This is a genomic window from Mycobacterium sp. P4_H6 (genome assembly GCF_056400845.1).
Genome location: NZ_JBFUKN010000082.1, coordinates 12,249 through 29,978, shown reverse-complemented (window position 1 = coordinate 29,978; position 17,730 = coordinate 12,249). Strand labels below are relative to the sequence as shown.

The following is a 17,730-nucleotide window of genomic DNA, read 5'->3' as shown; positions in this document are numbered from 1 at the left end:
CTGTGACGCGACGTGTGAGGTGTGGTTCGAACGCCACGGCCGACCCATCGGGGTGGGCCGGGCGACCAGAACGATCAGCCGCCGGCTACGCCGCGCCCTGGAGCACCGCGACCACACCTGCGTCGTCCCGGGCTGCGGCGCCACCCAAGGCCTGCACGCCCATCACCTGGTGCACTGGGAGAACGGCGGCCCGACCGAGCTGTCCAACCTGGTCCTGCTCTGCCCGTTCCACCACCGCATGCACCACAAAGGCGGCATCACCCTCACCGGACCCGCCGAACAACTCACCGTCACCGACAGTGACGGCGAGCCACTCACCAACGGATCGCTGGCCCGACCACCCACCAAGCCGCCACCGGATGTGCCACCGTGCACAGGCCCGACCGGGGAACGCGCGCAATGGTGGTGGTACACACCGTACGAACCACCGCCGCTGTCGAACAACTAGCTTGACGGCGCGGCGTCGGGGCTCAATTCACCACGAACGAGATGTCACCGACACCGTCAATGCCACCCCGCACGTGCTGCCCGCGGGCGATCGCCCCGACCCCGGCCGGGGTGCCGGTCATGATGAGGTCACCGGGACGCAGGGTGACCGATTTCGACAGGTGGGCAATGACATCGGCGACCGGCCAGATCTGGTCGGCGAGATCACCCTCCTGGCGTAGGTCGTCATCGACGCTCAGCCAGATCCGTCCGCGGGTGGGGTCCACCGACGCGGCAGGCAGCAGCTCCGACACCGGGCCCGACGCGTCGAAGCCCTTCGAAAGATCCCACGGACGGCGGGCCTGTTTGGCCGCGTCCTGCAGATCGCGACGGGTGAGATCGACACCGACGCCATATCCCCAAACGCGTTCTAGCGCAGTGGCAGCATCGATGTCCGCGCCGCCGGCGGCCAGGGCCACCACGAGTTCGATCTCGTGATGCAGGTTCTGCGTCTGGGGTGGGTACGGCAACTGATGTGGCGGACCGTCGCGGTAGCCTTCGGAGTCGGTGAAGACAGCGTCGGCGGGCTTGGTGAAATAGAACGGCGGTTCCCGGTCCGGGTCGGCGCCCATCTCCCGGGCATGGTCGGCGTAGTTGCGCCCGACGCAGTAGACCCGGCGGACGGGGAAGCGCTCCGCGGAGCCGGCGACGGCCAGTGTCGTGGTGCTGATCGCAAACATCGCGTCCAGCCTAGCGGCGGCGGGTTGCGACGCCTGCTCTCTGGGTAGCCAGCGACCATGACCAACGCCGCGTCCGGCAGTGCCTCCTCTTTCGATGTCGTGATCGTCGGCGGCGGTAACGCCGGTATCAGTGCGGCGGCACGTCTGCGTCGCCGCGGCGTCACCGATGTCGCCGTCGTGGAACCTCAGGCGGTGCACACCTACCGTCCGCTGCTGTCCTATGTCGGTGCGGGGCAAGCCGAGCAGCGCGCCGCCGAACGCACCCAACGGTCCGTCACGCCGTCGGGCTGTACCTGGGTGCAGGACACCGCGACCGCGGTCGATCCCACCGGGCAGACCGTCATGACCGCCGGCGGGGCAACACTGCGCTACCGCGATCTGATCCTGGTGCCCGGCCTTGAGGTCGACGAGGACGCACTGCCCGGCGTCTTCTCCGCGATCAAGGCCCAGAACGTCACGAGCAACTACCTAGACCGGGCCGAGAAAACCTGGCAACTCATCAAGACACTTCCCGATGACGGTCGCGCCCTCTTCACGGTGCCGCGCCCACCGGTGAGCTGCACCGGCACCACGCTCAAACCGCTGTTTCTCGCCGCCGCGCACTGGGCCCGTGCCCGCCGCCGCGTACACATCACCCTGGTCGTCGATCGCCCCGGCCTGACCGGTGTCCCCGCCGTCGACGACAAACTCCGTCAACGGCTTCGCGAGCTGGATGTGGACACCCTGCTCGGTACAGCGGTCAACCAGCTACAGCCCGAGCAGCACACCATCGGCATCGGCGAGGACCGCACGCTGCCCTACGACATGCTGCACCTGGTACCGCCCTTCCGTGGACCCCGATGGCTGACCGATTCGGGCCTGGCGGGCAACACGTCTCACGGTCTGATCGACATCGATCCCCTTACGCTGCGCCACCGCGCCCATGACAATGTCTGGGCGGCCGGGGATGCCGCGGCGGTGGACACCGATCCCTCCGGCGGCGCGCTGCGACGCCAGATCGCGGTGCTCGTCGACAATCTCATCGCGGCGCGCCGAGGCGACTCGGCGACCGCGACGTACGACGGATACACCGTGGCGCCGATCGCCACCGACGCCCACACACTGATCGCTGCCGAGTTCGATCGCAGCGGCGACTCGGCGGCGTCGCTGCCGTCCTTTCTCGACCCGTTCAAGCCGCGCCGCAGCGCCTGGGCCTTCGATCGGTACGGTCTGCCGCAGATCTACTGGAACTTCATTCTCAAGGGTCGGCTGTAGGAGCCTGGGTGGCGCGCAATGTGACCGCCGAGGAACTCGGTGCGTGGGTGATCAAATGCAACCCGCGCAAAACCGCCGTGGAACCCATGCGAGCGGCCGGGCAGGCGAAAGCCTCCTGGTGCGTTGCCGACAACTACCGCTCGCGGCTCATCCGACCAGGCCAGCGGGTGCTGTTCTGGGTATCGGCACATCCGCGACGAGGAATCTGGGGCGCAGGCCGGATCGATGGCGCTGTGACGACCGACGACGAGGCGTTGCACGTTCCGGTTCGTATCCCGCTGTTCGCCGAACCGGTCACGGCCGCCGAACTGGGCGCGGTACCGGGACTGCGCGCGATGGAAGTCTTTCGCGCACCCCAGCAGTCCAACCCCTCCTGGGTCAGCGCCGCCGAATGGGCGCTGATCGAGCCGCTGCTGCCGCTACCCTGATGCCGGCATCGAACAAAGGACACCGCCATGATCCGTGCCTATCGCCTGTACACCGGTACCGACGGCAACTCGCACGTCGAGCGCGGCAGCATCGCTGCCGGGGCGTTGGTGGACGCGGAATCGATCGAATTCAAGGAGACCCCGGCGCATTCGTCGTTCGACTGGCACAACGATCCGATTCCTCAGTACGTCATCACACTGTCCGGGGTGTTGGAGTTCTCCACGGTCGGTGGCGAGACCTTCACCATCCGGCCGGGCGACGTTCTGCTTGCCGTCGACCACACCGGAACCGGGCACAGATGGCGGCTGGTCGACGACGCGCCGTGGAAACGCGCGTACGTGGTGTTCAAGACCGGCGCCGACACCCAGTTCGTGCCGGACTGAGCCCTTCGACTGCGCCCGTACGTCAGCTGCGGAACTGCGGCAGCGCCGTGGTGTGGGTGGTGAGATCGAAGAACACCGGAGCCGGCGGTCCCGATTTCGTTGCCGCCCAAAGCCTTGCGCGGCCCGCCGCACTGATCGGCAGTTGGTCTTCGCCAGCGGCGTCTATCAGCACGTCGAAGTCCACGGCCGAGTCGCGGATCGCCCGCGGGTTGTCGCGGTCCAACGCGCGGTGGGTGACCGCCGCCATCGGTCCGCGGGCCAGGAGTTCCAGCGTGGTCTCGTAGGGTTGGCCCAGAATATCGGCCAGGTCGAGGGCCTCGCGCAGGCCGGCTTCGGCTGCCATGACAACGACGTTGGTGATCAGCTTCTGCGCCACCCCGGCGCCGAGCGGGCCGACGCGGACGACCTCACCGAATGTGCTCAAGACCGGTTCGGCGATGGCCACGGCGGCATCGGACCCCGCCAACAGGATGGTCAACGCGGCGTCCGTGGCGTAGCGGACCCCGCCCACCAGCGGTGCATCGACCAGATGCGTGCCTTCCGGCATCGACGCGGCAATCGACTGCAGCAGTTGCGGAGTCGTCGTCGACAGCACCGCCAGCAGACTGCCGGGCCGAAGCCCGGCGAGTATGCCCGACGGCTCCAGATGCGCCGCCTGGATGTCCCCCGACATGACGGCGCTGATCACCACCGCGGCGTCGCGGGCCGCGCCCGCCGGGCTGTCCGCCGGTTCGGCTCCCRCTTCGACCATTGCCTCCAACCTGCTTCCGATCACGTCGTAGACGATCACGCGATGACCGGACTTCACCAGGTGCGGCACCATTTTCGAGCCCATATCGCCGAGACCGACAAAGCCGATGGTCGTCATGATGCTCCTCGCTGAATAGAAGGTCGCACGATTCGACCGTCGTGACCGTAAGCATCGTCGGCCACGATCGCCGAGTCGCCATGGCTGGCGTCCGTTCACGGATTCCGGCTAGCCGGGTAGCCATGAGCGGCCACACCGTGCCGGCACCCGGCGACCTGCGGTTCAGCCGCGCGCGGTCACCCGCACCGGTAGCGAATCGATCCCGATACCGACGTTGTGCACGGGTCCGCCTCCCGCCCACACGGCAGGCCCGGCGAGCTCGATGTCGTAGCCCGCGGCGATGGCACCGAGCACCACCTGGACCTCCTTGCGCGCCAGGTTCGCACCGAGGCAGTAGTGCACACCGCCCCCGCCGAAGGACAGGTGCGGGTTGGGTGAGCGGTGGATGTCGAACCGGAACGGATCGGCGAAGACGGATTCGTCGCGGTTGCCCGACGGATACCAGAACAGGACGCGGTCACCGGCTTTCACGTCCTGTCCGCCGACGGTCACATCGCAGGTGGCGGTGCGTCCGAAGAACAGCACCGGGCTGGCCCAGCGGATGGCCTCGTCGGCGGCGGTCAGCGCGACATCCGGATTGGTTCGCAGCTCGGTCCATTGATCCGGGTTGTCCAGCAGCGCAATCAGGCCTTGGGTCAACGCGTTTCGGGTGGTTTCGCTGCCGGCGATGGCCAGTATGAGAAAGAACATCTCCAGCTCGAACCCGTCGAGTTGACCGGCGAGCTTGGTCCAGACGTCATCGGTTGGGTGCGCTCGCTTGTCCGTGGTGAGCCGCTGCGCATACTCGAACAGTTCGACCTGAAACCCCAGGCGGTCGTCCTCGGTGTAGCCGCGGTAGGGATCACCGGACTTGAGCAGATGGTCGACCCGCTCGAACACCCACGGCCGATCCGACTCGGGGATACCGACGATGTCGGCGATCAGGTGCATGGGCACCTGATAGGCGATATCGGCGACGAAATCGCAGACCTCCCCCGTCGCCGCCGCCAGGATCTGCGCGGTCCGGGCGGCGATGAGCTGCTCGAGCCTGCCGATCATGCGCGGCGTGAATTCCGAGGTGATGATCCGGCGCATCTCCGCCTGATCGGGCGGATCCATCGAGACCAAGGTCCGTCCGGCCGACAGCAGCGGGTTGGGCTCCATCATCGGCCCGCCGGTCGCCGCGAAGGTCTTCCAGTCGCGGTTGGCCTGCTGGATCTCCGGGTGGGTGACGATGGACCAGAACGGAATCGGCGGGATCGCCGGGCGGCCCTCGACGGCCAGATGCCGGTGTATCGCACCGCGACTGCGCAATTCGGTGAAGACCTCGTGCGGGAAGCCGTTCGTGTAGAGCGCCGGATCGGTGAGATCGACGTCCAGGACGTGTGTCATGTCTGCTCCCCTAGTGCTTGCCGGATGAGTGCGCGCACGGCCGTCGCGTCGGCCGCCTCGCCGAGTAGCAGCCGGCGGTAGACGAGACCGCCGGCGAGCATGTCCACCAGGGCGTCGGCGTCCGTCGATGCCGGGACGTCGCCGCGCTCGCGGGCCCGCTCGACGGCGTCGATCGCCTGCTGGCGGCAGCGCCCCGCGAAGGTGCGCACCGTGGAGCGCACTGCCTCGTCATTGGTGGCCTCGGCGAGCAGCGAGGGCAGCAGTGCGGCGAGCTCGGGCTGGGTCAGCATCTCCGCGATGGGCAGCAGTGCGGCGAACAGATCGTCGGCGAACGAACCGGTGTCCACCGCGTCGGACGGCTGGGTGATCGATACCGCGGCGTACTGGAACAGCTCGTACTTGCTGCCCCAGCGCCGGTAGATCGAGGCGCGGCCGACGCCTGCGCGGGCGGCGATGCCCTCGATGGTCGCGCCAGCCCACCCCTTGGCGCCGACCTCGGCAACGGCTGCCGCCACAATCGCCGCGTCCAGACGCTCGTCGCGGGGCCGGCCCCGGCGGGGCGCACTGATCGGTGTGGTCGTCGTCACACCTGAATCCTGAACTAGTTAGTTCCGGAATTCAAGAGTCTCGTAATAAGAACCGCCTTGAGCCCATGGGACGGGAGGGCGAAAATCAGCGGCTCGGGCTCGAGGGCTCTGTCGTGGAGATGAACTCGTCGAGTAGGTCGATCACCTTGTCGGGGGCTTCGACCTGCGCGAAATGCCCGACGCCGGGCAGGATTTCGAGGCGGCAGTCCGGACGAGCCTCCAACGCCGCGTAGGCGTGGTCGACCGGGATGATTTTGTCGTCCTCGCCCCAGATCGCGAGTATCGGTAAACCTTCGCGCAGATTCAGCCGGTTCAGGGCACTCACGGCCTGGCCGCGATAATCGACCACCGAACGCAGGGTCCGCAGGAACGCGTGACGCGTCTCGCCGTCCCCGAACGACGAATACGCGCTCCACATTTCCGCGCCCCGGGGCGAGCGCAGACCGGCCGAGCTCAGCCAGGACTTCACGGCGTTTCCGGCCCGCAGCACCGGTGACGGCGCGATCACCGGCATCACGAACTCGGCTCCCGGCGCTGCGAGCAGGCGCAGGATCAATCCGACATCGGGGCCTAGGCCGCCACTGCTGATGAGCACGAGCCGGCGACAGTAGTCGGGATGCTGATAGAGGAACTGCATCGCGACGCCGCCGCCCAGGGATTGGCCGACCACGGTCGCCGATTCCACGCCGAGTTCGTCGAGCAGATCACGCAGGCCGACCGCGAAGGCACCCAGCGAGTAGTCGGTGCGGGGCTTGGACGACTGGCCATGGCCGAGCAGATCCGGGGCGATGACCCGGTATTTCTTGGCAAGTTGCGGCAAGACGGCGCGCCAGGTCTGCGCGCTGCCCGCCATTCCGTGAATCAGCAACAGGACTTCGTCGCCGTCACCCTCGTCCACGACCGCTTGTCGCATGCCATGAATCTCGATGAACTTCGGTTCGATCACTCCAGCTCCCACCCGTCGACCTCTGAGCCTACTGATGAGTAACTTCAGGTGACAACCGCTCAGGTACCGGACACCGCCACCACGACCTTGTCGCCCTCGCGCTGCGCCGCCGCGGTGAAGGCATCGGCCGCGTGATCCAGGCGATGACGCCCGGTGACCAGCGAATCGAGGTCCACACCGTCCACGGCCAGGGCGATGGCACGCGGATAGGTGTCCTTCATCCGGCGGACCATCGCGAAGGTCAGGCCCTTACGCCGTGCCGCCGCGGCCGGAAACGACGATTGATCCTCTGAGGGGATTCCGGCGAGCGCCACCCGTCCGCCGGGGCGGACGGCGGCCACGGCGGTGGCGATCCCGGCGTCGGTCCCGGCCAACTCGATGACCACGTCGACTCCGCGCCCCTCGGTGCCCTCCAGGACCTCGGCGGTGCCTTCCGTCGGCGACCACGCGCCATCTGCACCGTTGCGCAACGCGGTGTCTCGCCGGTGCGCAAGCGGTTCGGTCACGAAAACCCGTGCCGCACCCGCGCGCAGAGCCACCTGAACAGCGAGCACACCGATCGGGCCGGCACCGACCACCAACACGTCGTCCCCGCGCCGTAGATGGCTCACGCCCACCGCGTGGATGGCCACACCCAGGGGTTCCAGCAGCGCCCCAGCATCGTCGCTGAGCTCATCGGGTAGCGGATGCAGCAGGCGGTCCGGCCACACCAGATATTCCTGTAGCGCACCGTCGAGCGTGCCGTGCCCGGCGAACTGCACTGTGGGACAGAGGTTGTGGTGACCGGCCAGACACAGTTCGCACTTCTGGCACGGGATGGCCGGATCGACAGCGACGCGTCGGCCCGCAAACGGTCCGGTGACGGCGCGCGCCGCGAACTCATGGCCGGGCACCACGGGATGCTCGATCCGGTTCTCCCCGATACCGCCGTCGGTGAACCAGTGCAGATCCGAACCGCAGATGCCCACCGAAGTCACCGCCAGCAGCGACCACCCCGGCGGGGCGTCACCGGGATCGTCCTCGGTGCCGACGCGTAGATCACCGACGGCGTGCAGGCGCGCCGCGATCACAGTCCGGCGGCGACGTGGTGATAGACGTCGTTCCACCGCAGTTCGTGCTGAAAGTTGCGCACCGTGGTGGTGTCGTCGATGACGAGCAGTTCGGTGTCGGTCATGGTCGCGAAGTCCTCGAACACCTCGGTGCCGACGGCGGTGGTGAGCACGGTGTGGTGCGGCGCACCGGCCATCAACCAGGCTTCCGCCGAGGTCGACCAGGACGGGGAGGGTTCCCACACCGCGCACGCCACCGGCAGGTTCGGCAGTTCCTCCGTCGGTTCGATGACCCGAACTTCGTTGGCCACCAGCCGGAATCGGCTGCCCATATCGCAGATCCCGATGATCACGGCATCGGCGGGTGCGGCGGTGAACCGCAACCGGACGGGATCGTCGCGATCACCGATCGACAGCGGGTGGATCTCCAGGGTGGGGGTCGATGCGGCGATGCTGGGACACACCTCGAGCATGTGTGCACCGAGGATGCGCTCGCGGCCGGGCGTCAGATCGTAGGTGTAGTCCTCCATGAACGAAGTGCCACCGGGCAGCCCCTCGGCCATCACCTTCACCGTGCGCAGCATCATCGCGGTCTTCCAGTCGCCCTCGCCGCCGAACCCGTAGCCGTCGGCCATCAGCCGCTGCACCGCCAGCCCCGGCAGCTGACGGAGCCCGCCGAGGTCTTCGAAGTTGGTGGTGAAGGCGTGGAACCCACCGTCGGTCAGGAACTTCCGCAGTCCGAGCTCGATCTGCGCGCCGTGCCGCAGGGCGACATGCCGGTCACCGCCGGGCAACAGGTCCGGATCGACCCGGTAGGTGTGTTCGTATTCGCGCACCAGTTTGTCGATGTCAGCCGACTGCACTCGTTCAACGACGCCGACAAGATCGTTGACCCCGAAGGCATCGATGGAGGCGCCGAAATGCGCTTCCGCCTCGACCTTGTCGCCCTCGGTGACAGCGACACCACGCATGTTGTCGCCGAACCGCGCGACCTTGAGCGTCGACAGCTCGGCGGCTCCCAGTGCCGCGCGCACCCACGACCCGACCCGCACCTGGGTGCGCGGATCGCTGACGTGTCCGGCGATGGTCTTCCGCGAGGTGGACAACCGGGACTGGATGTACCCGAACTCGCGGTCTCCGTGCGCGGCCTGGTTGAGGTTCATGAAGTTCATGTCGATGGTCTGCCAGGGCAATTCGACGCCGAACTGGGTGTGCAGATGCAGCAATGGTTTACGCAGTGACTTGAGCCCGCGGATCCACATCTTCGCCGGTGAGAAGGTGTGCATCCAGGCGATGACACCGACACATTCCGGTGCGGCATTGGCGTCGCTGAGCACCCGGGCGATCTGTTCGGAATCGGTGACGACCGGAACCCAGCGCACCTCGACCGGGATCTCGGCACTGCCGTCGAGACGTTCGGCGATCTGGCGTGACTGGTCGGCAACCTGGTCAAGGACATCGGGTCCGTACAACGATTGACTGCCGGTGATCAGCCATACCTGGCTGGTGGCGAGTCGGGACGCGATCATGGGTTCTCCTGGTGGATGTCGGAAGTCTGTTCGTTCTGGCCGTATACGTTCTGGTACCGGTCGAAGAGCGCGGTCACGTCGGCGGCGTCGATGGGCGGCGCGGCACCGAGTTGCCGGCTGATGTGCACCGTGCGCGCCACGTCTTCGACCATGACGGCGGCCTTGACGGCATCGCGCGCGGTCCGGCCGATGGTGAAGGGCCCATGGTTGCGCATCAGCACCGCCGGGGATCGGCTGTCCCGCAACACCTCCACGATGCCACGCCCGATCGAGTCGTCGCCGATCAGGGCGAACGGACCGACCGGCACCTCGCCACCGAATTCGTCGGCGGCCATGGTGAGCACACACGGGATCGGCTCGCCGCGGGCGGCCCACGCGGTGGCGTAGGTGGAGTGCGTATGCACCACCCCGCCCACCTCGGGCATGTGCCGGTACACGTACGCGTGGGCGGCGGTGTCCGAGGACGGTGCCAGCGCGCCGTCGACCAGATTGCCGTAGAGGTCGCAGACCACCATGTCCTCGGCGCGCAGTGAGGCGTACTCGGCACCCGAGGGCTTGATGACCATGAGGTCGCGCCCGGGCACCCGGGCCGAGACGTTGCCTGCTGTCCAGATCACCAGTTCGTACTGGGTGAGCAGGGCGTGCAGATCGCACACCTGTTGCCGCAGTTCGGCAATGACGTGGTCGATGTCCGACGTGATGGTCATCGGATGGCTCCTACCGGTTCCGGGGTGGCGATGCGCCGGAGCCGGCGCATCATGTCGTTTCCGCGACCGAACCACTCGTAGGCCGCCACGTACTCGCGGTAGAGCCGGTCGTAGGCCGCGGCGTTGTGCGCGATGGGCAGATAGGCGTTGCGGGTCCGCGTGCCCATGTGCCGGGCGGCCGCGCCCACATCGAGGTACGCGCCCGCCGCCACCGCGGCGTGAATCGCCGATCCCAGCGCGGGCGCCTGATCCGACGGCACCGTCGACAGCGGCAACCCCACCACATCGGCATAGATCTGCATCAGCAGCTCGTTCTTCAGCAACCCTCCGGCGACCACCAGCTCGTCGATGCGGACACCCGAGGTCGCGAACGTCTCGACGATCATCCGGGTACCGAACGCCGTGGCCTCCAACAACGCCCGGTACATGTCGACGCAGGTGGTGTGCAGGGTCTGCCCGATCATGACACCGGACAGCTCGTGGTCGACCAGCACCGAACGGTTGCCACTGTGCCAGTCCAGCGCCACCAGGCCGTGCTCTCCCACCTGCTGGCGGCTCGCCAGTTCGGTCAGGTGGGCGTGCAGCGACACACCGAGGCGACGGGCCTCGACGTGGTAGCGCTCGGGCACGCAGTTCTCGATGAACCAGCCGAAGATGTCGCCGACGCCGGACTGCCCCGCCTCGTATCCCCAACTGCCCGAGGAGATTCCACCGTCGACGACTCCGCACATGCCGGGGACGTCGCGCAGCACGTCGGAATTCACCACGTGACAGGTCGACGTGCCCATGATGGCGACCAGTTGCCCGATATCCAGCGCATCGGCCGCCGCGACCGTGACATGCGCGTCGACGTTGCCCACCGCGACCGGGATGCCCTCCGGCAGCCCGGTCCACTGCGCGGCCTGCGCGGTCAGCGCACCCGCGCGGTCACCGAGCCGACCGATCGGGGCGTCGAGCTTCTCGGTCACGAAATCGCCGAAGCCCGGCCGCACCTCGGAGAGGAACTGCGGTGAGGGGTATCCGCCGTCCTGCCGGATGCCCTTGTAGCCTGCGCTACACGCGTTGCGGACGTAGGTCCCGCACAGTTGCCAGACGATCCAGTCGGCGGCCTCGACGAAATGATCCATCGCCTGGTACACCTGCGGATCTTCATCGAAGATCTCCAGGGCCTTCGCGAACTCCCACTCACTGGAGATCAGTCCACCGTAGCGCGACAGCCATGGCTCACGGCGTTCGGCGGCAACGGCGTTGATGCGATCGGCCTGCGGCTGCGGCGAATGGTGACGCCACAGCTTGCCGTATGCGTGCGGACGATCTTCGAACTCCGCCAGCTGATACAGCGGTGTCCCGTCGCGGCGGACCGGCACCATGGTGCACGCGGTGAAGTCGGTGCCGATGCCGATGATGTCACTCGCGTCGACACCGGACTTCGCGACGGCTTCGGGGACGGCGCTGCGCAACACGTCCAGGTAGTCCTCGGGAACCTGTAGCGCCCACTGCGCCGGCAGGCGTGTCGTGCTGCCGGGCAACGTGTCGGTGATGACGCCATGCCGGTAGGCATGTTCGGCGGCGGCGAGCTGGTGGCCGTCGCTGACCCGCACCACCAGCGCGCGTCCGGACAGGGTGCCGAAATCGACACCGACCGTGTACTTCTCGGTGCTCATGAACTCTCCTGGATGGTGGCGGTACTGTCGCGGATGATCAGCTCGGGGGGTAGCAGCGGAACGTCGAGTGTCGATCCGCCCAACGTGGCGATCACCAGCTCGATCGCGCGCTGCCCGACGGCCTTGAAGTCCTGCCGGATGGTCGTCAGCGCGGGGTTCAGGTAGGCGGACTCGGGGATGTCGTCGAATCCGATGACACTCACATCTTCGGGAACGCGTATCCCGTTCTGGGCGAACGCGTGCAGTACTCCGATCGCCATCTGGTCGTTGGCCACGAACACCGCCGTCGCCTCGTTGCGCCGTGCCAGTTCGCAGCCGATCTCGTAGCCGCGGGCCGGGGTCCAATCCCCCGTCAACGACTCCCGTACCGCACGACCGTTGTCGCGCATGGTCTCCTCATATCCGATCCGGCGGCCCTTGGCCTCGGTCCAGGTCGGCGGACCCGCCACATGGTCGATGACGCGGTGGCCGAGGTCGATGAGGTGCTGGGTGGCCTGGCGGGCACCGTCGATCTGGTCGACGCCGACGCTGAGCCCGCGCCCGGAGAGATCACCCTCGACCACGATGAGCGGCACGCCGGCGTCGGCGGCATGCGCAACCGCCAGGGCGCCCTCCTGCGCGGCGATCATCACGATCGCCTCCACCGATTGCCGGGCCAGATGATCGAGGGAATCGTGCAGCGCCTCACCGGTCAGGTCGACCAGCGGCACCATGCTGGAGAAGTAGCCGGCGGCCCGCGCTGCCTCCTCCACCGACCGCTGGATGCTCGACGGTCCGTAGAGCGCGTCGTTGGTGCCGACGATGCCGATGATCCTGGATCGCCGGGTCACCAGGGCGCGCGCCGCGGTGTTGGGACGGTATCCGAGTTCCGAGATCGCCTGCTCGACGCGCTCTTTGGTGGCGGGTCGGATGCTGGGCGATCCGTTGATCACCCGTGACACCGTCTGGTGGCTGACGCCCGCCAGACGCGCGACGTCGGCCATGACCGGCTTGCCGGGTACCGGGCTGTTGGGCTGGATGCTCATCCGGACTTCCTCACCACTAGGCGCTGCACGAGAACGAATACCAGCAGCAACGCCCCGGTCATGATGCGCGTCCAATACGAGTCGAGGTTCGCGGCCGTGACGAATGTCTGAATCGTACCGAGCACCAGCACGCCGATCACGGATCCGAGCACGAAACCCACACCGCCGGAGAGCAGTACGCCACCGATCACCGCGGCGGCGATGGCGTCGAGTTCCAGCCCGATGCCGTTGAGACTGTATCCGGACAGTTTCTGCACGGCGAGCAGCAGACCGGCCACCGCCGCGCACAGCCCGCTGATGGCGTACACCGAGACGTTGGCCCGGGCGGCGTCGAGCCCCATCAGCTGCGCCGACTGCCGGTTGCCACCGACCGCGTACACCGTGCGGCCGAAACGGGTCTTGTGCAGCACGTACGCACCGATCACCACGACGGCGAGCGCGACGACGACGCTCCAGCGGATGAATTTGTCGTCATAGAGGTAGACGTAATTGAGTCCGAAGGCGCGCAGGGCGGGATCCCTGATGGGTAGCGAATCCACGCTGAGCACGTAGCACAGCCCGCGGGCCAGGAACATCCCGGCGAGCGTCGCGATGAACGGCTGGACATCGAAGTATTCGATGACCAGTCCCATCATCAGACCGAGGGTGGGGCCCGCCACCAGGACCACTGCCACGGCCAGCGGCATGGGCCACCCGGCTCGCAGCGTGGTCGCCAGAATCACGGTGGACAGCGCGACCACCGCGCCGACGCTGAGATCGATGCCGCCGGTGAGGATCACGAAGGTCATGCCGACGGCCAGCACGATCAGGTAGGCGTTGTCGACGAGCAGATTCAGGAAGACCTGCGCGGGGCTGGCGAATTCGTAGCGGGCGATGACCGCGACGAATAGCACGATGAACAGCACCAGCGAGGCCAGCGGTGACAGGTAGCGCCCCCGCGCACGCCGGATCAGTTCGGCGCGGACGTCGCGGGGTCGCACGGCGGTCTGGATGCTCATTTGGTCACCACCACCGGGGTGCGCTGCGAGATCGAGGGCCGTTCAGCCGAATTCAACTGTGATTCCGGAGGGTCGATCGTTCTCGGGAGCCGAGGTGTCCGGCGCCGCGACAGCAGCGCCCGGAACTTCGGGGCCTGCAGCAGGCACACGATGACCACGACCAGCGCCTTGAACACCAGTGTGGTCTCCGGCGTGATTCCCGCCGTGTAGACGGTGGTGGTCAGGGTCTGGATGATCAGCGCGCCGAGAATCGTTCCGGTCAGACTGAATCGCCCGCCGAGCAGCGATGTTCCACCGATCACCACGGCCAGGATGGCGTCCATTTCTATCCACAGCCCGGCGTTGTTGGCGTCGGCCGCGGAGATGTTCGACGCGATCATCAGGCCGGCGACTCCTGCGCACAAGGCGCTGAACACGTAGACCGCGAAGACGATCGAGCGGTGGCGCACGCCGGCGAGGCGGCTGGCTTCGGGATTGATGCCCACCGATTCCAGCAGCATGCCCAGCGCGGTGCACCGGGTCAGCAGGGCCACCACCGCGAACACCGACAGGCTGACCAGAATTGCCACCGGCAAGCCGAATGCGTAACCCGCGCCGAGGATCTTGAACGGTGCGCTGGTCACCGTGACGATCTGGCCGTCGGTGACCAGCAGCGCGATACCGCGGCCGGCCGTCATCAGCACCAGGGTCGCGATGATCGGTTGGATACCGCAGACCGAGACGAGCACCCCGTTCCACAATCCCAGGGCCACCGCCACACCGAGTGCGATCGCCATCGCGGTGACGACGGTGCCGGGACTGCCCGGGTCCGCGGAGGCGGCGATGTGGGCGCAGGCCAGCGCGCCGCTGATGGCGACGACCGCGCCCACCGACAGGTCGATGCCGCGCGAGGCGATCACCAGGGTCATGCCGAGCGCGATCAACATGGTGGGAGCACCGTTGCGCAGGATGTCGATCAGACTGCCGAAGAGGTGACCGTCCTGCATCCGCAGCGTCAGAAAGCTCGGCGTGAGAATGACATTGACCGCCAGCAGGGCGATCAGCGCGAGCGCGGGCCACAGCAGCGGCGATGCCAACAGCTTGGCCCTCATGACGCGCTCACCCCGGCGATCAGTTCGGTCAGCCGCTGGACCGAGCAGTCGTTGCCGACCTCGTCGACGCAGTGCCCGTCGCGCAGCACCAGGATGCGGTCACTGATCCGCGACACCTCTTCGAGTTCCGCGGAGATGAACACCACCGCCATCCCGTCGGCCGACAGGTCGGTGACGAGTTTCTGGATCTGCGATTTGGCACCGATATCGATGCCTCTGGTCGGCTCGTCGAGGATGAAGAGTTGGGGCGCGGTGATCAGCCACCGCGCCAGCAGGACTTTCTGCTGGTTGCCGCCGCTGAGATTCTTCACCAGCGCGGACGGGTCGCGGGGCCGGATGTCGAGGGCCTCCAGGTAGCGAGCCACCAGGTCGTCCTTGGTTTTCTTCGACAGGGGCCGGGCGAAGCCGCGGCGGGCCTGCAGCGCCAGGATCATGTTGYCCCGCACCGAGAGCTCGCCGATGATGCCTTCACCCTTGCGGTCTTCCGAGGAGAAGGCGAAACCGTTGGCGATGGCGGCCCGCGGCGAACGCATCGGCACGGCCTTGCCGTTGATGACCATGCGTCCGCTGGTGGCGTGATCGGCGCCGAAGAGCAGCCTGGCCAGTTCTGTCCGTCCCGAACCCAATAGTCCTGCCAGACCGATCACCTCGCCGCGGTGAACGTCGAGGTCGGTCGGGTGGATGCCGGGGGCACGCCCGAGCTGCTGCGCGCTGAGCACGGTCTCGTCGGCGCCGGTGCCGCTCGCGGCGGCGACCGCCTCCTCCAGGTCGTCCAGCAGGTCGAGTTCGTGCCCGAGCATCGCGGAGATCAGGGCCACCTTGTCGAGTTCCGCGGTCAGATACTCGGCCACCAGCCGTCCGTTGCGCAGCACGGTCATCCGGTCCGAGATCTCGTACACCTGATCCAGGAAGTGCGAGACGAACAGGATCGCCACCCCGCGGTCGCGGAGGTTGCGCATCACCCGGAACAGTTCGGCGACCTCGTCGGCGTCCAGGCTGGACGTGGGTTCGTCGAGGATCAACACCCGCGCCGACACCGCCATCGCCCGGGCGATGGCGACCAGCTGCTGCAAGGCGATCGGGTGCGCCCCCAGCGTGTCGCCCGGATCGATGGTCAGGTCGAGCTCACCGAGCAGTTCGGCGGCGCGGCGGTTCATGGCGCGGTAGTCGATCCGCCCGAAGCGTCTGGGCTCGCGACCCAACAGGATGTTCTCTGCCACCGTCAGATTCGGGCAGAGGTTGACCTCCTGATACACCGTGCTGATGCCGGCGTCCTGTGCTTGACGCGGAGTGCTGAACCGGCGCTCCTCGCCGTCGATGGTGATCGTCCCCGCAGCGATGTCGTGGACGCCGGTCAGCGCCTTGATCAACGTGGACTTCCCGGCGCCGTTCTCACCCATCAGCGCATGGATCTCGCCGGCAAGCAGCCGCAGGTCGACGCCGTCGAGTGCTTTGACCCCGGGGAACTCGACGGTGACCCCGGTCAGCTGGATCACCGGCTGCACAACGGTTTCCGACAGCGACGCGGTCATCAGTACTTGCGGTCCGGCAGCACCGCGGCCGCTTGCTGCTGGTCGAAGGCCTCGTCGGGGGTGACCACCCGTTCCGGAACCTGCTCGCCGGCGACGACCTGCTTGGCGAGGTCCATCAGTTGCGGTCCGAGCAGCGGGTTGCACTCGACGATGTAGTTGAACTTGCCGTCGGCCAACGCCTGCATCCCGTCGTGGGTGGCGTCGATGGTGACGATCTTGATGTCCTGACCGGGTTTCTTCCCGGCCGCTTCGATGGCCTCCATCGCGCCCAGGCCCATGTCGTCGTTCTGCGAGAACACCATGTCGATCTGCGGGTGTGCCTTCAGGAACGCTTCCATCACCTGCTTGCCGCCCGAGCGGGTGAAGTCCCCGCTCTGCGAGGCGATGATCTTCAGGTTCGGGTTGGCGGAGATGGCGTCCGCGAAGCCGGAGTTGCGATCGATGGCCGGGTCGGCGCCGGTGGTGCCTTCGAGTTGCACGATGTTGACCGGTCCGGGCGCCGACGCGTACTGCTGGACCACCCAGTCGCCGGCACGCCGGCCCTCGTCGACGAAGTCGGCGCCCAGGAAGGTCTTGTAGACGTCGGGCTCCTGGGTGTCGACGGCGCGGTCGGTGAGGATCACCGGGATGCCGGCGTTCTTGGCCTCGAGCAGCACGGCATCCCAGCCGGTGCGCACGACGGGGCTGAACGCGATGACATCGACGCCCTGTTGCACGAAGGACCGGATGGCCGAGATCTGATTTTCCTGCTCGCCGTTGGCGTCGGAGAACTTCAGGTCGACCCCGGCGTCCTTGGCCGCGTCCTGGATCGATTTGGTGTTCGCGGTGCGCCAGCCGCTCTCGGCACCGACCTGCGAGAAGCCCATGGTGAGCTGTCCCCCGTCGCTGCCGGATTCGGACCCGCCGCCGGGTGCCTGCCCGCTGCCGCATCCGGCCAACAGGACGGCCGACGCCGCGGCCACGACCACAGTGCGAAACCTCATGACGGTAACTCCTCTTTTGTCGCTGTTTGCCGAGATCGGGCCGCGATGTGCGGAGATTTGAGGCCGGCCGAGGGATGGATTTTCGATGTGACCGGCGTTACACCGAGCGAATGTTAACGCTCACATCCAGCGGTTGTCAACGACCTTG

At 67.3% G+C, this 17,730-nt stretch carries 18 protein-coding genes; 4 read left to right on the top strand and 14 right to left on the bottom strand.

Translation table 11 applies throughout. The features are described from left to right. Positions 1-448: HNH endonuclease signature motif containing protein (locus tag AC1DTF_RS25715; RefSeq protein ID WP_477476128.1), on the top strand; the 448-nt coding region annotated here is incomplete at its 5' end. Positions 449-470: 22 nt separating this feature from the next. Here AC1DTF_RS25715 and AC1DTF_RS25710 read toward each other — a convergent pair. Next, on the bottom strand, positions 471-1,166 hold the full coding sequence (locus tag AC1DTF_RS25710) for a fumarylacetoacetate hydrolase family protein (RefSeq protein ID WP_477476127.1): 696 nt from the start codon (positions 1,164-1,166) through the stop codon (positions 471-473). A gap of 57 nt (positions 1,167-1,223) precedes the next feature. On the opposite strand from AC1DTF_RS25710, the gene AC1DTF_RS25705 reads away from it, so the two are divergent. Genes AC1DTF_RS25705 through AC1DTF_RS25695 form a run of 3 tightly spaced genes read left to right on the top strand, consistent with a single transcriptional unit; the run spans position 1,224 to position 3,232 of the window. Beyond that, complete coding sequence (locus tag AC1DTF_RS25705) at positions 1,224-2,420, top strand: NAD(P)/FAD-dependent oxidoreductase (protein ID WP_477476126.1); 1,197 nt, start codon at positions 1,224-1,226, stop codon at positions 2,418-2,420. A gap of 8 nt (positions 2,421-2,428) precedes the next feature. Then, on the top strand, positions 2,429-2,848 hold the full coding sequence (locus AC1DTF_RS25700) for an EVE domain-containing protein (protein ID WP_235570977.1): 420 nt from the start codon (positions 2,429-2,431) through the stop codon (positions 2,846-2,848). Positions 2,849-2,875: 27 nt separating this feature from the next. Further along, positions 2,876-3,232: a cupin domain-containing protein gene (locus tag AC1DTF_RS25695; RefSeq protein ID WP_477476125.1), complete on the top strand. Its 357-nt coding sequence runs from the start codon at positions 2,876-2,878 to the stop codon at positions 3,230-3,232. Between the two features lie 22 nt (positions 3,233-3,254). Here AC1DTF_RS25695 and AC1DTF_RS25690 read toward each other — a convergent pair whose 3' ends face one another. The 13 genes from AC1DTF_RS25690 to AC1DTF_RS25630 all read right to left on the bottom strand — a co-directional run bounded on the left by AC1DTF_RS25690 (position 3,255) and on the right by AC1DTF_RS25630 (position 17,582). After that, complete coding sequence (locus tag AC1DTF_RS25690; protein WP_477476124.1) at positions 3,255-4,100, bottom strand: NAD(P)-dependent oxidoreductase; 846 nt, start codon at positions 4,098-4,100, stop codon at positions 3,255-3,257. Between the two features lie 162 nt (positions 4,101-4,262). Beyond that, positions 4,263-5,471, bottom strand: a complete 1,209-nt coding sequence (locus AC1DTF_RS25685; protein ID WP_477476123.1) for a cytochrome P450 — start codon at positions 5,469-5,471, stop codon at positions 4,263-4,265. Continuing rightward, positions 5,468-6,058, bottom strand: coding sequence for a TetR/AcrR family transcriptional regulator (locus AC1DTF_RS25680; protein ID WP_477476122.1), 591 nt, complete (start codon positions 6,056-6,058; stop codon positions 5,468-5,470). Before AC1DTF_RS25680 ends, AC1DTF_RS25685 begins: the two co-directional genes overlap by 4 nt. An 85-nt stretch (positions 6,059-6,143) precedes the next feature. Continuing rightward, positions 6,144-7,004, bottom strand: a complete 861-nt coding sequence (locus tag AC1DTF_RS25675) for an alpha/beta fold hydrolase (protein WP_477476121.1) — start codon at positions 7,002-7,004, stop codon at positions 6,144-6,146. Between the two features lie 59 nt (positions 7,005-7,063). Continuing rightward, positions 7,064-8,074, bottom strand: a complete 1,011-nt coding sequence (locus AC1DTF_RS25670; RefSeq protein ID WP_477476120.1) for a zinc-dependent alcohol dehydrogenase — start codon at positions 8,072-8,074, stop codon at positions 7,064-7,066. Next, a complete protein-coding gene (gene araA, locus AC1DTF_RS25665; RefSeq protein ID WP_057166786.1) occupies positions 8,071-9,582 on the bottom strand; it encodes an L-arabinose isomerase in 1,512 nt (503 codons plus the stop codon). The genes AC1DTF_RS25670 and araA overlap by 4 nt, the downstream gene beginning before the upstream one ends. Continuing rightward, a complete protein-coding gene (locus AC1DTF_RS25660) occupies positions 9,579-10,289 on the bottom strand; it encodes an L-ribulose-5-phosphate 4-epimerase (protein WP_477476119.1) in 711 nt (236 codons plus the stop codon). Before AC1DTF_RS25660 ends, araA begins: the two co-directional genes overlap by 4 nt. Further along, positions 10,286-11,953 (bottom strand): ribulokinase, encoded by a 1,668-nt coding sequence (gene araB / locus AC1DTF_RS25655; protein WP_477476118.1) that lies wholly within the window; start codon positions 11,951-11,953, stop codon positions 10,286-10,288. Before araB ends, AC1DTF_RS25660 begins: the two co-directional genes overlap by 4 nt. After that, positions 11,950-12,978, bottom strand: a complete 1,029-nt coding sequence (locus AC1DTF_RS25650) for a LacI family DNA-binding transcriptional regulator (RefSeq protein ID WP_477476117.1) — start codon at positions 12,976-12,978, stop codon at positions 11,950-11,952. The genes araB and AC1DTF_RS25650 overlap by 4 nt, the downstream gene beginning before the upstream one ends. Further along, positions 12,975-13,976 (bottom strand): ABC transporter permease subunit, encoded by a 1,002-nt coding sequence (locus AC1DTF_RS25645; protein WP_477476116.1) that lies wholly within the window; start codon positions 13,974-13,976, stop codon positions 12,975-12,977. Before AC1DTF_RS25645 ends, AC1DTF_RS25650 begins: the two co-directional genes overlap by 4 nt. After that, on the bottom strand, positions 13,973-15,067 hold the full coding sequence (locus tag AC1DTF_RS25640; RefSeq protein WP_477476115.1) for an ABC transporter permease: 1,095 nt from the start codon (positions 15,065-15,067) through the stop codon (positions 13,973-13,975). The genes AC1DTF_RS25645 and AC1DTF_RS25640 overlap by 4 nt, the downstream gene beginning before the upstream one ends. After that, entirely contained in the window at positions 15,064-16,599 is a 1,536-nt protein-coding gene (locus tag AC1DTF_RS25635; RefSeq protein WP_477476114.1) for a sugar ABC transporter ATP-binding protein, read from the bottom strand. Before AC1DTF_RS25635 ends, AC1DTF_RS25640 begins: the two co-directional genes overlap by 4 nt. Continuing rightward, positions 16,599-17,582, bottom strand: coding sequence for an ABC transporter substrate-binding protein (locus AC1DTF_RS25630; protein WP_477476113.1), 984 nt, complete (start codon positions 17,580-17,582; stop codon positions 16,599-16,601). Before AC1DTF_RS25630 ends, AC1DTF_RS25635 begins: the two co-directional genes overlap by 1 nt. Positions 17,583-17,730: the final 148 nt, after the last annotated feature.

What these genes read in the sequence shown, in the direction of transcription:
- AC1DTF_RS25710 (WP_477476127.1), bottom strand. Translation starts at nt 1,166, where the DNA reads ATGTTTGCGATCAGCACCACGACACTGGCCGTCGCCGGCTCCGCGGAG.
- AC1DTF_RS25705 (WP_477476126.1), top strand. Translation starts at nt 1,224, where the DNA reads ATGACCAACGCCGCGTCCGGCAGTGCCTCCTCTTTCGATGTCGTGATC.
- AC1DTF_RS25695 (WP_477476125.1), top strand. Translation starts at nt 2,876, where the DNA reads ATGATCCGTGCCTATCGCCTGTACACCGGTACCGACGGCAACTCGCAC.
- AC1DTF_RS25685 (WP_477476123.1), bottom strand. Translation starts at nt 5,471, where the DNA reads ATGACACACGTCCTGGACGTCGATCTCACCGATCCGGCGCTCTACACG.
- araA (WP_057166786.1), bottom strand. Translation starts at nt 9,582, where the DNA reads ATGATCGCGTCCCGACTCGCCACCAGCCAGGTATGGCTGATCACCGGC.
- AC1DTF_RS25660 (WP_477476119.1), bottom strand. Translation starts at nt 10,289, where the DNA reads ATGACCATCACGTCGGACATCGACCACGTCATTGCCGAACTGCGGCAA.
- araB (WP_477476118.1), bottom strand. Translation starts at nt 11,953, where the DNA reads ATGAGCACCGAGAAGTACACGGTCGGTGTCGATTTCGGCACCCTGTCC.
- AC1DTF_RS25650 (WP_477476117.1), bottom strand. Translation starts at nt 12,978, where the DNA reads ATGAGCATCCAGCCCAACAGCCCGGTACCCGGCAAGCCGGTCATGGCC.
- AC1DTF_RS25645 (WP_477476116.1), bottom strand. Translation starts at nt 13,976, where the DNA reads ATGAGCATCCAGACCGCCGTGCGACCCCGCGACGTCCGCGCCGAACTG.
- AC1DTF_RS25640 (WP_477476115.1), bottom strand. Translation starts at nt 15,067, where the DNA reads ATGAGGGCCAAGCTGTTGGCATCGCCGCTGCTGTGGCCCGCGCTCGCG.
- AC1DTF_RS25630 (WP_477476113.1), bottom strand. Translation starts at nt 17,582, where the DNA reads ATGAGGTTTCGCACTGTGGTCGTGGCCGCGGCGTCGGCCGTCCTGTTG.